The following is a 12477-nucleotide window of genomic DNA, read 5'->3' on the forward strand; positions in this document are numbered from 1 at the left end:
CCGAGGATGGCGAGGAGCAGCATGGTCGTACCTCCGTTCGTTACGTCGTTGTAATTCCGGACACCCCAAGACTAGGTGCCTGAACGACACTCAAACGCCTTCGGGTGGGAAACACGCCGGTGTTGCCTCCGATTTGCCGGTGTGTTACTGGTGGAGCGACCGCGAGTCCTCGTCCGAGGGTCACCGGAGCGGAGGAAAACCCCGTGGGTGCCGGGCGTCACTCCTCGGAGGAGCGCAGCGCCGCCCGAGGAGAGGCCGCGACGCGGTCGAAGGACGGGCGCGAGGCGTCGACGCTGATCCGCACGCCACCGGGACAAGACTAGGGACGGCGACCGGAGCGCTCCCGATCCGATGGTGCCCCCGGCAGGAATCGAACCTGCGACCAAGAGATTAGAAGGCTCCTGCTCTATCCGCTGAGCTACGGGGGCGGACTCCGACCACGATACCGAAGCGCAGGGGCCGCGCCCGCCGGGGCCTAGGCGCCCCGGACGAGTCCCAGCACTCCCACGACCAGGGAGACCACGGCGAGGGCGAGCGACACGCCGATGAGGACCGTGTGCACGCGGAGGAAGGTCGTCGCGCGGCCGTCCGCGTCGCGCGCCCGCGGGTCCTTGCGGACGCGGCGGAGGAAGGGCGGCCAGACGATCGCGTTCCACACGGCGTTGACGATCAGGAGGCAGCAGGCGAGCGTGATCACGAGGGTCCAGTGTAGGAGGAGCGAGGCGGCCGGACCGGGTGTCGGCGGCCGCCGATAGACTGCCCCGCATGAGTAGCGCCCCCGACCGTCTTGTCTGGATCGACTGCGAGATGACGGGGCTCGACCTCTCCGTCGACGAGCTCGTCGAGATCGCCGTCGTCGTCACCGACTTCGAGCTGAACCCGCTCGACGAGGGGCTCTCCCTCGTCATCCGGCCCGACGCGACCGCGCTCGAGAACATGGGCGACTTCGTCCGGTCGATGCACGAGACCTCCGGCCTGCTGGTCGAGATCCCCTCCGGCGTCAGCGTCGCGGAGGCCGAGTACGAGGTGCTGGAGTACGTGCTGAAGCACGTCCCGGCCGAGCAGCAGGCCCCCCTCGCCGGCAACTCGATCGGCACCGATCGCGCCTTCCTCGCGAAGTTCATGCCGCGCCTCGACGGCCACCTGCACTACCGCAACGTCGATGTCAGCACGATCAAGGAGCTGGCACGGCGCTGGTTCCCGCGCATCTACTTCAACGCGCCCAAGAAGCACGGCGGACACCGCGCCCTCGCCGACATCCTCGAGAGCATCCGCGAGCTGCAGTACTACCGCCGTGCCGTGTTCGTGGAGCAACCGGGGCCGAGCACCGCCGAGGTGCAGGCCGTGTCGGCCGCCGTCGTGGACGAGTTCGCCTCGCGGATGTAGTACTCTCGTAGAGTTGCTTCGACGGGTCACCCCGCCGGAACACGCTCCTGGTGGGTATAGCTCAGTTGGCAGAGCGCCTGGTTGTGGTCTAGGAGGTCGCGGGTTCGAGCCCCGTTACTCACCCCAGTGGCTGTGCATGCAGCGGAAGAGGCCCGGAGTTCCGACTCCGGGCCTCTTCGCACATCCGGCGACCGGCAGCGATCGCCGACGCAGAGAGGTCCCGGATGCTCGAGCTGGACGAGGACGCCTTCGAAGCCCTGGTGATCTCCGAGCTCGACGCGCTCCCGGACGACATGGTCGACGGGCTCGACAACGTCGTGTTCGTCGTGGAGGACCGGCCCGAGGACGGGACCCTGGATCTGCTCGGCTACTACGACGGCGTCGCCCTCACCGAGCGCGAGCGCTACGGCTTCGGCGAGATGCCCGACCGCATCGTGCTGTTCCGCGAGCCGCACCTCGCCGCGTGCGACGATCTGGACGCGCTGCGCGACGAGATCCACGTCACGCTCGTCCACGAGATCGCGCACTTCTACGGCATCGACGACGACCGGCTGCACGAGCTCGGCTGGGCCTGACCGCCGCCGAGGGAGAGCCTCCCACCGGCATCCGCTCGTCGCCGCGCTCGGCGGGGACCCCTCAGCCGCGCACCGCTCCCCCGCCGCCCGTGTCCAGCACGAGGTCGGCGTTCTCCCGGGGCCGATCCCGAGCGCAGTAGGAGCGGAAGTCGCGGTCCCAGGCGTCCCAGTGCGGAGCGAAGAGCTCGCCGTCGCGCTCGAGCGCGCGCACGCGCCGCACCTCGTCGTCGGCCTCGAGCCAGACCACCAGATCGGCGTGGCGGCGCGCGGCGGCGCCGGCCGATCCGCAGCCCTCGAGCACGAGAAGCGTCTCGCGGACGACGCGGCGCCCGGCCGTCGTCCCCGCGGCCCAGTTCCAGGGCCGCCAGTGCGCCGCGAGGCCGAGGCCGTGGGGGCGGACGAGCGTCCCGGCCGTCTCCCGCGACGCCCGGTCCAGGCCCGTCCAGCCGGGGTAGAGGTCGTCCATCCGCACGAGCGCGACCGACGATGCCGCCGGCGCGAGACGGAGCTGCTCGACCAGCGCGCGCGCGAACGTCGACTTGCCGGAGCCGCTCGGTCCGTCCAGCAGCACCGTCCGACGACGCCGCGCGATCACGGAGCGGGCGAGGTCGCCCGCCGTGTGATCCGTCAGCGGCAGGATCCGCTCAGCCATGCAGGACGAAGCTCCAGGAGCCGGTGACGACGGCGGCGGTCACGGCGACGGCAGCGATGAGCACTCCGCCCGTGAGCAGCAGGAGGTCGCCGGCTCCGAGGCGCGACTGCCGCGCCCAGGTGCGCGGGACGCCGGAGCCGAAGCCCTTCGCCTCCATCGCCGTCGCGAGCCTGCTCCCCCGCCGGATGGCCAGCACGAGCAGCGAGAACGTGCGGGCCGCGAGGCTGCGGAGCGCCTCGACGGGCCCGCGGCCGTCGGCGACCCCACGGGCCCGGCGGGCCATCGACAGGGTGCGCCAGTCGTCGACGAGCAGACCGACGAGCCGCATGCCGGCGAGAGCGCCGAGCACGAAGCGCGAGGGCAGGCGCAGGATCTGCGCGAGGCCGTCCGCCAGGTCCGTCGGGTCGGTGGTGGCGATGAGGACCACGCTCGGCAGTCCGATCGCCAGGACGCGCAGCGCGATGGCCAGCCCGAGGGCGACGGATCCCTCTGTGACCGAGACGATGAGGAACTCCGCGTAGACGGCGCCGCTGTCACGCCCGTAGAGGACTGTCGAGAGGCCGGCGAGCGGAGCCGCGATCCAGACGGGAGCCGTCCGCCGCACGAGCTCACCCGCCCGGAGCCCCGCGAAGGGCAGAACCAGCAGCTCGAGCGCCAGCGCCGTCGCCGCGGAGACCGCATCGACCGTGAGGAGGAGCGCGAACGCGATGACCAAGCTGGCGAGGAGCTTGGCGACCGGGTTGGCCCGGGCGATCCGGCTGCGCGCGGGAACGGAGTCGAGGAGCGTCATCCCGACACCACCTCGCGGGCGCCGAGGGTGACGACCGAGTCGGCGAGGGCGGCGACCAGCGCCTCGTCGTGGGTGACGGCGAGCACCGCCGTGCCCGCGTCGCGCTGCTCGGCGAGGAGGTCGACGAGCACCTCCCAGGTCAGGCGGTCCTGCCCGAACGTCGGCTCGTCGAGGACGAGCACGGACGGCGACCGGGTGAGGGCGGACGCGACGGCCAGGCGCCGCTTCTCGCCTCCGGAGAGGGTGAACGGATTGGCGTCGGCGAGGTGCGCGAGGCCGAGGCGCTCCAGGAGCTCCTCCGCCCGATGCCGCTCCGTCTCGTCGCGGGCGCCCAGCGCGAGCTCGGCGCGCACGCGAGCGGTGAGGAACTGGTGCTCCGGCTCCTGGAACACCATCGCGATCCGTCCGGCGAGCTGAGCCGAGGTCCAGCGGATCGGCTCCGGGCCCGCACCGGCGCGGAGCGACTCGGAGGCGGTCACCCGCCCCGCGACCGGCGGCAGGAGACCGGCCAGCGTGAGCGCGAGGGTCGACTTCCCCGCGCCGTTGGGTCCCAGCACGGCCGTGGCCCGCGCGGAGTCGACGGCGAGCTCGAGCCCCGAGGCCACGATGGTCGAGCGGCGGCGCCCGAGGACGGGCCGGCCGATGGCGAGGTCGTGCGCGCTCAGGGCGGCGGGCGAGGGCAGCACGCTCGCCCCGCGCCGGGCGGGGGTGTCACCGGGCAGCCAGACGCCGGAGGCGCGGAGCACGTCGTGCGTTCGATCGAGGACCTCGACTGGAGCGCCGTCGGCGACGACCGCGCCGTCCCGCCCGAGCACCACGACCCGGTCGACGAGGCCGACCCACACGTCGACCCGGTGCTCGACGACGATCAGCGTCGCCCCCGTGCGGGCGGCCGTGCGCTCCACCGCCGCCCGCACCTCGCGTACACCGTCCGGATCGAGGTTGGCGGTGGGCTCGTCGAGGAGCAGGAGCCGCGGACGCATGGCGAGCACACCCGCCAGGGCGAGCCTCTGCTTCTGCCCGCCCGAGAGCGCCGAGGTGGAGTGGTCCAACGGCACGTCGAGCCCGACGTCGCCGAGTGCCTCCCGCACCCGCGCGGGGATCTCCTCGCGCGGCACGCCGAGGTTCTCGCAGGCGAACGCGACGTCGTCGCCGACCCGCGCCAGGACCGCCTGAGTGTCCGGATCCTGCAGCACGAGCCCAGCGACACCGCGCCGGGTGAGCGGCGCGGCTCCGTCGATCTCGAGCTCGCCCGCCGCGGAGCCGTCCTCCTCCCCGCCGAGGACGCCGGCCAGGGCGTGCAGCAGCGTGCTCTTTCCCGCGCCGGAGGGGCCGAGGAGCAGCACGCGCTCCCCCGGCTCCAGCGCGAGATCGAGGCCGGAGAGGGCGTCGCGGGAGCGTCCCGCGTGCCGCCAGCTCCAGCCCCGCGCCCGGACGTAAGCGCCGCTCATCGAGCGCCCGCGCCGGCTCCCTCGACCGTCCGGCCCTCGCGCCCGGAGGCGAAGCGGTCCAGCGCTCCCGAGGCCGCGAGCCCCCGCACCGCGAACCAGGACAGCAGCCCGGCCAGGAGCGCGCCCGAGACGATCGAGGAGGCGACGTAGACGGTCTTGAAGAGCGCGTCGTTGACGGCGTAGTACGACAGCAGGTCGTTGATCGCGAGGGCGAGCCCCGCACCGGCACCGGCCAGCATCGCGACGAGCGGACGGCCGCTGCGGTAGAGGAAGAGCGCCAGGACGATCTCCGCGCCGAGTCCCTGCACGAGTCCGGAGATCAGCACGGTGAAGCCCCACTGGGTGCCGATCAGAGCCGACACGGCCGCGGCGACCAGCTCGGTGTAGAGCGCGGCTCCGGGCTTGCGGATGATCAGGCCGCCGAGGACGCCGGCGAAGAGCCAGCCGCCGCCGAGGAGCCCGCCGAGCCCGGGCAGGAACTCGAAGGCGAGGCCGAGGACGTTCGTCGCCAGGCCCCAGGCCCAGAAGACGATCCCGCTCGCGACGGCGACGACGCTCGCCACCACGATGTCGACGACCCGCCAGCGCAGATCGCGCCGGGCCGGGGCGGAGGAGGTGAGGTTCTGCGCGTTCGTGTTCTGCGCGTTCGTGTTCTGCGCGTTCGTGTTCTGCGCGTTCGTGTTCTGCACTGACGTGCCCTTTCGTGGAAGCGAATGGAGGGCACGGGTTGGTAAGAGGAGATCGAAACGTTCCTTCGCTGGCATGACCCAGATCAGGTTCGACGGTCGAAGGCTGCTGCCTTCCTCTCAGCCCGGTGCACCGGACTCCCGTGTTCGTCGGCAATCATAGACGTCATGTCGTGGTCGGTGGTCGTCGTCCTGGCCGTGCTGCTGATCGTCCTGCTGCAGGCCCTGCTCTGGCAGCGCCGTGCGCGGATCCGCCGCGAGCTGCTCAGCTACGGCACGCGGGTGCCGGCGCGCGTCGTCGGGCCGGATCCGGCACGCGGCGATTGCGATTCGGCACGGGATCTGGGCAGGCTCCTGGTCGTCTACCGGACCGCCGAGGGTGTGGAGAAGCGCGCGCAGAAATACCCGCTGAAGCGGGGGGACGCGTGGATGGCCGGTGAGCCCGCCGCGGTGATCTACGACCCCCGCCGGCCGGACGACGCCGAGCGTCTGATCGTCGGCTTCGGCCGGACGAAGAAGAAGTGGTACCCCGCGCGCCAGCAGCGCGCCAGCTGACGCGGGGCCGCTCCGGCTACTTCTTGAGGGCGCGGATGATGCGCGCGAGGGCCTTGCCGGTCACCCACACGAAGGGGATGCCGACGGCGAGGACCGAGATCACGTTCGGCTGGAACCGCAGGCCGAGGTCGTCCTTGATGTAGGCGCCGATCGGGATGACCGTGGCGCCGCCGCCTCCGCCGCCGCCCTCCTGGCCGTCCTCGGAGCCGCTGCCTCCGCCGAAACCGAACCAGCGGAGGGCGACGGGGACGAGCGAGACGCCGTCGACGGTGACGGGCTCGCCGTAGATCGTCGCGGTACCCGCGGTGGTGACGGTGTCGGCCAGGGAGACTGCGATGTTGGGCATGGTGCGACGGTACTCCGCGGCTCTCCGCGGCGACAAGCGGCCCGCCGGGGCGCACAGGACTCGTCCATGGACCTCCGGGGACCTGCTGCCATGATCGACGGATGTCCGCCCGCACCCGCCGCCGCCGCCCCGTGCGCTCGGCCGCGGTGGCGGTCGCGAGCCTCGTGCTCGCCGCCTTCCTCGCCTTCCACCGCGCGCTGCCCGATCCGATCGGCTGGCTGTCGGTCCTCGAGGTCGGGATCCCCTGGACGGGGCTGCTCGTGTTGCTCCTCATCGCGGCCGCGGCGGCCCTCCGGTCGCGCCGGACGGCGGCCGCGGTCACCGTGCTGGCGATGGTCTACGGCGTGCTGGTGCTGCCGGTCGCGCTTCCGGCGCCGGCCGTGCGCTCCGGCTCGTTCACCGTCGTCAGCCAGAACATCGAGACGAGCAGCGACGCCGGTGGGCTGGCCGCCTCGCTCGCCGCCCGCGGCCCCGACGTGATCGCGCTGCAGGAGCTCGACGGAGACGCCGTGGACGCGGTCGACGCCGAGCTGGCCGACGAGTACCCGTACTCGTCCGTCTCGAGCACCGTCGGCGTCTGGAGCCGGACCGAGCTGACCGACGAGGAGCCGCTCGACCTCGGTCTCGGCTGGGAGCGCGCGCTCGCCGTCGACGTCGACACGCCGGTCGGCAGCGCGCGCCTGTTCGTGGTGCACCTGGCCTCGTTCCGGCCGGGCGACCACGAGGAGCGGGACACCATGCTCTCGAACCTCGCCACCGCTCTTCGATACGACGCGTCGGAGCGGACACTGGTCATCGGCGATTTCAACACGCCGACGGACGACCACCTGTTCGCTCCGGTGCTGGCGGAGGCGGGTCTCGTCCGCACGGGCGGAGTCGGCTTCCCGGCGACCTGGCCGTCCCTGCTGCCGCTCGTCTCGCTCGACCACGCGCTCGCCGACGGCGTCACCGCCGCGACCGTCGCGGTCCTGCCGCCGAACGGCTCCGACCACCGCCCGATCAGTCTGACGATCGGTTCCGCGTAGCGAGCGTGTCGCTGAGGTCGATCCCCTTGGCCGACTCGGGAGCCGACCGGGACAGGAGCGAGGCGGGACGCACGGCCCCGGAGCCGAAGCGGGCGGCCACGCCGTCGACCGCGAGCTCCGCGTCGCGCCAGTCGTCGGAGTCGCTCCACAGGGAGAACGCGACGTCGTCGCCCTCGACCAGCTGCTCGCCGCGCACGCCGATCAGCCGCACGGGCCGCCGCATCGGGTTGGCCACCTCGAGGAGCGCGGAGGAGGCCTCGTAGAGGACCCGGGCCACGTCCGTCGCCTCGACGAGCGTGCGGGAGCGGGTGAGGGTGCTGAAGTCGCCGAAGCGCACCTTCACCGCGACGGTGCGGCAGCGCACTCCCGAGCGGCGCATCCGCACGGCGACCTTGTCGCAGAGCCGCAGCAGCTCACGACGGACGAGCTCGGGGTCGGCCACGTCGTCGGCGAACGTGATCTCGTGTCCGGCGCTCTTCTCGATCTGGCGGGTGTCGACCGGCCGCGGATCCACCCCGTTCGCCAGGGCGTGCAGGCGCCTCCCGGTCGCCTCGCCGAGGGCGGACACCAGCGACGGCAGCGGGGTGGTCGCGACGTCGGCGACGGTGCGCAGACCGCGGCGGACGAGCGCCTCCTCCGTGCTCGCGCCGACTCCCCACAGCGCGCTCACGGGCAGCGGATCGAGGAACTCGCGGACGCCGTCGGCGGGGACGACCAGCAGACCGTCGGGCTTGGAGCGGCCGGAGGCGAGCTTGGCGACGAACTTGGTGCTGGCGATCCCGACCGAGCAGGTCAGCCCGAGCTCGGCGTGCACCCGGCGGCGGATCTCGGTGCCGATCGCGAACGGCGAGCCCGAGATGCGGCGGGCACCCGCGACGTCGAGGAACGCCTCGTCGATGCTCAGGCGCTCGACCAGCGGCGTGAAGGAGTCGAAGATCGCCATGACGCGGCGAGAAGCCTCGCGGTAGCGCTCCATGTGCGGCTCGAGGACCACGGCCTGCGGGCAGCGGCGGAGGGCGACCGCCATGGGCATCGCCGAGTTGACGCCGTAGCGGCGCGCCTCGTAGGTCGCCGCTGTGACGACGGAGCGCGCTCCGTGGTGCCCCACGATGACCGGCCTCCCGCGCAGATCCGGCCGGTCGAGCAGCTCGACGGAGGCGAAGAACGCGTCCATGTCGATGTGCATGATGCTCGCGCGCGGGTCGTCGAAGGGCTCGGTCGTGACCTGCCGCCCCGTGCCGTCCTGCTTGCTCACGCGGTGCCGTCCTGCTCGCTCACGCGGTGCCGTCCTGCCTGCTCACGCCGCTCCGTCCTGCTCGCCCACGCCCTGGGACATGCTCGCACGCACCACCGACATCGGCCGCTCGACCGCTGCGCGCGGGCCGGCCGGGAATGAGCGCCGACCACTCGCGGTTGACCCGAGCACCACGACGCTCCGGAGAGACCATGACGCACGAGCAGCCCGACTCCCCCACCGCCACCGAGACCGGCCCCGGCGCCGAGATGAGCCGCTGGCTCGATCTGCAGGACCGCGCCCACCGCGCCTTCGAGCTCCGGCTGAGCGCCGTCGAGGACTGGTCGGCCCCCACGCCCGACACCGAGTGGGACACGCGCGCGCTCGTGCTGCACGTCGTCCGCGAGCAGCAGCGCGCGCACACGCTCCTCTCGGGCGGCGACGAGTCGGCGCTGCGACTCGAGTCCGTCGCCACCGATCTGAGGAGCGAGTGGCGCCGCGTGACCGACCGCCTGCGCGTCGCTGTCCGCACCGTCGACCCGGCGGCGACCGTGCAGCTGGGGCGCGACACCGTCAGCGCCGTCGAGCTGCTGCAGGAGCAGACGGCCGATGTGACCGTCCACGCCTGGGACCTCGCCCGCGCGACCGGCAGCGACGAGCGGCTGGACGAGGAGCTCGTCGCAGCGGTCTGGGAGCTCTTCGCACCCCAGGAGGAGACCCTGCGCGCGAGCGGCCTCTACGCCGCGCCCGTGCCGGTCGACGACGCCGCCTCCCTCCAGAGCCGCCTGCTCGCCATCACCGGACGCGACGACCGCCTCGCCGCCTGACGGCCCGGCGCCCGGACGCCGTCAAGGTCTGGGGGCGTCCAGGGACGCCGCGGCAGGATGGAGGGGACCACGAACACGGGGCGACCCGCCCCGACGAGGAGAGGAACGTCCATGACACGCATCGCCGTCATCGGAGCCCACGGCAAGGTGGGGCAGCAGATCCTGCACCTGCTCTACGACGCCGGCCACGAGTCGGTCGGAGTGATCCGCAACCCCGATCACGCCGAGGACATCGTCCGGCTGGGCGGCGAGCCGCTCGTGCACGACCTCGAGGACACGACGCCCGAGGCCTTCGCCGAGGCGCTGGGCCACGTCGACGGCATGGTCTTCACCGCCGGAGCCGGACCCGACTCGGGCCCGGAGCGCAAGCGCACCGTCGACCTGGGGGCGTCCGTCCTCAGCCAGAAGGCCGCCGCGATCGTCGGGGTCCAGCACTTCGTGCAGGTCAGCGCGATCGGTGTGGACGAGCCGCTCCCCGAGGACACGGAGGAGGGCTGGAAGGCCTACGTCGAGGCCAAGCGCGACGCCGACGCGGCACTGCGCGACTCCGGCCTCGACTACACGATCCTCCGCCCGGGCGGGCTGACGGACGACGAGGGCACCGGCACGATCACGCTCGGCACCTCCGTCGAGAAGGGGAGCATCCCCCGAGCGGACGTCGCCGCCACGGTGATCGCCGCCCTGGCGCAGCCGACCTCCATCGCGAAGACGTGGGAGATCGTCTCCGGTCCCACCCCGATCGAGGACGCGGTGGCTCAGGGAGCCTGAGCCCCGGCACCTCCTCCTAGAGTGGGGCGGGTGAGCACCCACCCGCCCCGCCCCTGGATCCGCAGCTACGCGCCCGGCGTGCCGACGGAGCTCGAGCTCCCGACCGGCTCGCTCGTCGACATCGTCACCGAGTCGGCCGAGCGGTATCCCCACCAGGTCGCGCTCGAGTTCTTCGGCCGTTCGACCAGCTACTCCCAGCTCGCAGACGAGGTGGAGCGGGCCGCAGAGGGCCTCCGCCGCCTGGGCGTCCGCGCGGGCGATCCTGTCGCCCTCGTCCTCCCGAACTGCCCGCAGCACGTCGTCGCCTTCTACGCCGTCCTCCGGCTCGGCGCCGTGGTGGTCGAGCACAACCCGCTCTACACCCCGCGCGAGCTGCGCCACCAGTTCGAGGACCACGGCGCTCGTGTCGCGATCGCCTGGAACCGCGTCGTGCCGACGGTGCAGGACCTCCCGGCCGATCTCGGCGTCGAGACCGTCGTCGCCGTCGACCTCACCCGCGCGATGCCCGCCTCGATGCGCGCAGCCCTCCGCCTGCCGCTGAAGAAGGCCCGGGAGTCGCGCGCCGCGCTGACCGGGCCGGTCCGCGGCGCGATCGACTGGGAGACGCTGCTGCGCCGGCGGATCGACCCGGCGCACCCGCGCCCGGTCGCGGAGGACCTCGCGGTCATCCAGTACACGAGCGGCACGACCGGCACGCCCAAGGGCGCCGAGCTGACCCACGCGAACCTGACGGCGAACGCCGCCCAGTCGCGCGCCTGGGTGCCGACGGTCCGCCGCGGCGACTGCGTGGTCTACGCGGTGCTCCCCATGTTCCACGCCTACGGGCTGACGCTCTGCCTCACCTTCGCGATGAGCATGGGCGCGCGCCTGGTGCTGTTCCCGAAGTTCGACCCGGAGCTGGTGCTGAAGGTCGTCAAGAAGCACCCCGCCACCTTCCTCCCGGCCGTTCCGCCGATCGCGGAGCGCCTGGCGCGCAGCGCGCAGCAGCGGGGCGTCTCCCTCCGCGGCATCGAGATCGCCATCTCCGGCGCGATGCCGCTCGACCCGGCGCTGGTCGAGTCGTTCGAGGCGCTGACCGGAGGCACGCTCGTCGAGGGCTACGGCCTCTCGGAGACCTCTCCGGTCCTGATGGCCAACCCGGTCGGTCCGACGCGACGCGCCGGGACGGTCGGGCTTCCGCTGCCCGGCACCGACGTGCGGATCGTCGACCCCGAGGATCCCGACACGGAGGTGGCGACCGGCGAGCAGGGCGAGCTGGTCGTGCGCGGTCCGCAGGTGTTCCGGGGCTACCACCGCAAGCCCGACGAGACGGCGGCGACCTTCACCGGCGACGGCTGGTTCCGCACCGGCGACATCGCGACGATCGACGAGGACGGCTTCGTGCGCATCGTCGACCGGATCAAGGAGCTCGTGATCACGGGCGGCTTCAACGTCTCGCCGTCCGAGGTGGAGGAGGTGCTGCTCCGCCTGCCCGAGATCAAGGAGGTGGCGGTGGTCGGCCTGCCCGATCCGCGCAGCGGCGAGTCCGTGGCGGCGGCGGTCGTCCTGGAGCCGGGCGCGCAGCTCGACGTCGCAGCCGCCCGCAAGGCCGTCCGGGAGGCGCTGACCCCCTACAAGGTGCCCAAGCGGATCACCGTCGTCGACGAGCTGCCGCGGAGCATGATCGGCAAGGTCCTCCGCCGCCAGGTGAAGGCGATGCTGACCGACGAGGACTAGCCCGGAACGAGCGAGGGCCCCCGACCACTGTCCGTGATCGGGGGCCCTCTGCAACGAGGCTAGAAGCCGAAGTCGCCGCCTCCGAAGTCGCCGCCCCCGCCGAAGTCGCCTCCGCCACCGAAGTCGCCGCTGCCGGAGTCGCCCCAGCCGCCGCCGTCTCCGGCGTCCGCACCGGAGGCGTCCGCACCTCCCGCATCCGCTCCGCCGTCGGCCGAGGCGTCTCCCCCGCCGTCACCGCCGGCGTAGTCGCCTCCCGCGTCGGGGAGGAACGCGCCCGCGATGGCCGAGCCGATCGCGAACCCGGCGATCGTGCCGAGCATCGAGGAGGCGAGGACGCCGCCGAAGCCCATGCCTCCGCCGCCGGAGAAGCGCCAGCAGGTCTTCCGAGAGCTCAGCGAGGGGGCCCCTGTCGGCGACGCGCCGAAGGACGACGATCCCCGCACGCTCGCCCAGTCCGCCACGAGGA

At 72.9% G+C, this 12477-nt stretch carries 14 protein-coding genes, 2 tRNA genes, 1 pseudogene and 1 riboswitch; of the genes and pseudogenes, 8 read left to right on the plus strand and 9 right to left on the minus strand.

Features of this window, described 5'->3' with window-relative positions; translation table 11 throughout:
• Positions 1-352: 352 nt before the first annotated feature.
• Both C5C33_RS12830 and C5C33_RS12835 read right to left on the minus strand, forming a co-directional pair.
• Positions 353-428 (minus strand) — tRNA-Arg (locus tag C5C33_RS12830).
• Positions 429-475: 47 nt separating this feature from the next.
• On the minus strand, positions 476-697 hold the full coding sequence (locus tag C5C33_RS12835) for an SCO4848 family membrane protein (RefSeq protein WP_104223717.1): 222 nt from the start codon (positions 695-697) through the stop codon (positions 476-478).
• A 68-nt stretch (positions 698-765) separates the two neighbouring features.
• Between C5C33_RS12835 and orn the strand changes: the two genes are divergently transcribed.
• From orn to C5C33_RS12850, 3 genes are all read left to right on the plus strand, one after another.
• Entirely contained in the window at positions 766-1386 is a 621-nt protein-coding gene (gene orn / locus C5C33_RS12840; protein ID WP_104223718.1) for an oligoribonuclease, read from the plus strand.
• Positions 1387-1436: 50 nt separating this feature from the next.
• Positions 1437-1512, plus strand: a tRNA-His gene (locus C5C33_RS12845).
• A 98-nt stretch (positions 1513-1610) separates the two neighbouring features.
• Entirely contained in the window at positions 1611-1961 is a 351-nt protein-coding gene (locus tag C5C33_RS12850) for a metallopeptidase family protein (protein ID WP_104223719.1), read from the plus strand.
• Positions 1962-2022: 61 nt separating this feature from the next.
• Here C5C33_RS12850 and C5C33_RS12855 read toward each other — a convergent pair whose 3' ends face one another.
• Genes C5C33_RS12855 through C5C33_RS12870 form a run of 4 tightly spaced genes read right to left on the minus strand, consistent with a single transcriptional unit; the run spans position 2023 to position 5543 of the window.
• Positions 2023-2613 (minus strand): AAA family ATPase, encoded by a 591-nt coding sequence (locus C5C33_RS12855; RefSeq protein WP_219812296.1) that lies wholly within the window; start codon positions 2611-2613, stop codon positions 2023-2025.
• Positions 2606-3403 (minus strand): energy-coupling factor transporter transmembrane protein EcfT, encoded by a 798-nt coding sequence (locus tag C5C33_RS12860; protein ID WP_104261287.1) that lies wholly within the window; start codon positions 3401-3403, stop codon positions 2606-2608. Before C5C33_RS12860 ends, C5C33_RS12855 begins: the two co-directional genes overlap by 8 nt.
• Entirely contained in the window at positions 3400-4854 is a 1455-nt protein-coding gene (locus C5C33_RS12865) for an ABC transporter ATP-binding protein (protein WP_104232520.1), read from the minus strand. Before C5C33_RS12865 ends, C5C33_RS12860 begins: the two co-directional genes overlap by 4 nt.
• Complete coding sequence (locus C5C33_RS12870; RefSeq protein ID WP_374953318.1) at positions 4851-5543, minus strand: ECF transporter S component; 693 nt, start codon at positions 5541-5543, stop codon at positions 4851-4853. Before C5C33_RS12870 ends, C5C33_RS12865 begins: the two co-directional genes overlap by 4 nt.
• Positions 5544-5586: 43 nt before the next feature.
• Positions 5587-5694: riboswitch (TPP riboswitch) on the minus strand.
• Positions 5695-5708: 14 nt separating this feature from the next.
• Here C5C33_RS12870 and C5C33_RS12875 point away from each other — a divergent pair.
• On the plus strand, positions 5709-6095 hold the full coding sequence (locus C5C33_RS12875; RefSeq protein WP_104261288.1) for a DUF3592 domain-containing protein: 387 nt from the start codon (positions 5709-5711) through the stop codon (positions 6093-6095).
• A gap of 16 nt (positions 6096-6111) precedes the next feature.
• Here C5C33_RS12875 and C5C33_RS12880 read toward each other — a convergent pair whose 3' ends face one another.
• A complete protein-coding gene (locus C5C33_RS12880; RefSeq protein ID WP_104223724.1) occupies positions 6112-6441 on the minus strand; it encodes a hypothetical protein in 330 nt (109 codons plus the stop codon).
• Positions 6442-6542: 101 nt separating this feature from the next.
• Between C5C33_RS12880 and C5C33_RS12885 the strand changes: the two genes are divergently transcribed.
• Entirely contained in the window at positions 6543-7466 is a 924-nt protein-coding gene (locus C5C33_RS12885; RefSeq protein WP_104261289.1) for an endonuclease/exonuclease/phosphatase family protein, read from the plus strand.
• Here C5C33_RS12885 and dinB read toward each other — a convergent pair.
• Positions 7441-8721 carry a DNA polymerase IV gene (dinB, locus tag C5C33_RS12890; RefSeq protein ID WP_104261290.1) on the minus strand — a complete coding sequence of 427 codons (1281 nt, stop codon included), beginning with the start codon at positions 8719-8721 and terminating at the stop codon, positions 7441-7443. The genes C5C33_RS12885 and dinB overlap by 26 nt on opposite strands.
• A 191-nt stretch (positions 8722-8912) precedes the next feature.
• Here dinB and C5C33_RS12895 point away from each other — a divergent pair, with 191 nt between their 5' ends.
• From C5C33_RS12895 to C5C33_RS12905, 3 genes are all read left to right on the plus strand, one after another.
• Positions 8913-9527 (plus strand): TIGR03086 family metal-binding protein, encoded by a 615-nt coding sequence (locus tag C5C33_RS12895; protein ID WP_258059445.1) that lies wholly within the window; start codon positions 8913-8915, stop codon positions 9525-9527.
• A gap of 111 nt (positions 9528-9638) precedes the next feature.
• The gene (locus tag C5C33_RS12900) at positions 9639-10295 is read left to right on the plus strand and encodes an SDR family oxidoreductase (protein WP_104223727.1); all 657 of its coding nucleotides are present in this window, start codon (positions 9639-9641) and stop codon (positions 10293-10295) included.
• A 30-nt stretch (positions 10296-10325) separates the two neighbouring features.
• A complete protein-coding gene (locus tag C5C33_RS12905) occupies positions 10326-12011 on the plus strand; it encodes a long-chain-fatty-acid--CoA ligase (RefSeq protein ID WP_104261291.1) in 1686 nt (561 codons plus the stop codon).
• 59 nt (positions 12012-12070) lie between these two features.
• On the opposite strand, the pseudogene C5C33_RS12910 reads toward C5C33_RS12905, so the two are convergent.
• Positions 12071-12477: pseudogene (locus C5C33_RS12910) on the minus strand (hypothetical protein); the annotation flags it as partial.

It is taken from the genome of Rathayibacter sp. AY1H3, from assembly GCF_002932015.1.

Coding starts and splice junctions, on each gene's coding strand:
- C5C33_RS12895 (WP_258059445.1), top strand. CDS start 8,913: ATGACGCACGAGCAGCCCGACTCCCCCACCGCCACCGAGACCGGCCCC.
- C5C33_RS12860 (WP_104261287.1), bottom strand. CDS start 3,403: ATGACGCTCCTCGACTCCGTTCCCGCGCGCAGCCGGATCGCCCGGGCC.
- C5C33_RS12875 (WP_104261288.1), top strand. CDS start 5,709: ATGTCGTGGTCGGTGGTCGTCGTCCTGGCCGTGCTGCTGATCGTCCTG.
- C5C33_RS12900 (WP_104223727.1), top strand. CDS start 9,639: ATGACACGCATCGCCGTCATCGGAGCCCACGGCAAGGTGGGGCAGCAG.
- C5C33_RS12855 (WP_219812296.1), bottom strand. CDS start 2,613: ATGGCTGAGCGGATCCTGCCGCTGACGGATCACACGGCGGGCGACCTC.
- C5C33_RS12885 (WP_104261289.1), top strand. CDS start 6,543: ATGTCCGCCCGCACCCGCCGCCGCCGCCCCGTGCGCTCGGCCGCGGTG.
- C5C33_RS12850 (WP_104223719.1), top strand. CDS start 1,611: ATGCTCGAGCTGGACGAGGACGCCTTCGAAGCCCTGGTGATCTCCGAG.
- orn (WP_104223718.1), top strand. CDS start 766: ATGAGTAGCGCCCCCGACCGTCTTGTCTGGATCGACTGCGAGATGACG.
- C5C33_RS12880 (WP_104223724.1), bottom strand. CDS start 6,441: ATGCCCAACATCGCAGTCTCCCTGGCCGACACCGTCACCACCGCGGGT.
- C5C33_RS12865 (WP_104232520.1), bottom strand. CDS start 4,854: ATGAGCGGCGCTTACGTCCGGGCGCGGGGCTGGAGCTGGCGGCACGCG.